At 55.6% G+C, this 1,240-nt stretch carries 2 protein-coding genes; both read right to left on the minus strand.

Going from position 1 to position 1,240, the window contains the following annotated elements; genetic code table 11:
• Nucleotides 1–42 precede the first annotated feature (42 nt).
• Nucleotides 43–876, minus strand: a complete 834-nt coding sequence (locus tag KW846_RS29645) for an IS3 family transposase (protein ID WP_007979328.1) — start codon at nt 874–876, stop codon at nt 43–45.
• Nucleotides 873–1,169, minus strand: coding sequence for a transposase (locus KW846_RS29650; RefSeq protein ID WP_218486457.1), 297 nt, complete (start codon nt 1,167–1,169; stop codon nt 873–875). Before KW846_RS29650 ends, KW846_RS29645 begins: the two co-directional genes overlap by 4 nt.
• Nucleotides 1,170–1,240 lie beyond the last annotated feature (71 nt).

The raw sequence follows: 1,240 nt of genomic DNA on the forward strand, positions 1-1,240 counted from the left end.
CGGTGTAGTGGTTCATTTTTTTTGAACCGCTCTGTAGGAGCATTAAGCCGCCTGTTGCTCATACAGCGCAGGCGGCAAGTTGTTCGAGGCAGAGTGGCAACGACGATGGTTGTAATGGGAGATGAAGCCCATCACATCCTTCTCTGCTTCGAAATGATTGCGGTAGCCATCTTCCGGCATCCAATCGTGCTTCAACGTCCTGAAATAGCGCTCGACCACCGCGTTATCCCAGCAGTTACCCCGACGACTCATGCTCTGGACGATCCTGCTTTCTGCCAAGCATTCAACAAATCGTTCGGCGGTGTACTGACAACCCTGGTCTGAGTGAAATAGCAACTCAGGCATCGGGCGGCGTAGCGCTACTGCCAGTCTCAGCGCTTTGACAGACAACTCGGCATCAGCGGTTCGTGAGCAAGCCCATCCCACGATCCGGCGCGAAAACAGATCCATCACCACGGCCAGATACAGCCAGCCGCTCCCCACCCGGATATAGGTGATATCGCCTGCCCACAGCGTGTCTGGCCGGGACGGGTTGAAGCGCCGATCCAGTATGTTCGGTGCCACCACCGCAGGCTTGGTAGCGCGCCGATAATGGGCGTAACGCGGTCTACGCCGGTGCAAACCAAAGGATTTGATCAGCGTGCGCATTCGATAGCGTCCGATGAAAATGCCTTCTTTTCTTAACTCTTTGGATAGCCCGCGAGTACCTAGCGCTTCGCGATGTTCTTTATGTAACGCGCGCAGTTTGCGCTCCAGGCATCGCTGGTCAGCCCGCCTGGGCTTGGGTTTGCGCTTGGCGTAGTAACTGCTGCGGGCCACACCCAGCACTGAGCACATACGCCGAATCGACATCTTCCCTTTGATGCCATCAATCATTTGGCCCGACCGAACAGAACCTTCAGATGAGAGGGCAATTGCTTTTTTAGCACTTGGTTCTCGGCTTCCAGCAGCGCCAACTTCGCCTGCAACGACTCGATCAGCTCCTGATCCTGCAATCGGGTTGGCTGCAACATTCCCGCCTGCTCCCGACGCCAGCGCAGAACCCAGCGGCGCAGAGCCGTAGGGCCCACCCCGGTGGCCTCACAGGCTTTAGGTATGGAGTAATTCATCTCCACTACCAAGCGGATGGCTTCCGCTTTTTCCTCAGATGTAACAACCCGATATCCCATGATGCGTCCTTAAATCGATGCTCCTACATCATGGTCCAAAAATGTTCGACCATTACACGGCAGCTCCTACA

The sequence above is a fragment of the Pseudomonas sp. PDM32 genome (assembly GCF_019219225.1).
GTDB lineage: Bacteria > Pseudomonadota > Gammaproteobacteria > Pseudomonadales > Pseudomonadaceae > Aquipseudomonas > Aquipseudomonas laurylsulfatiphila.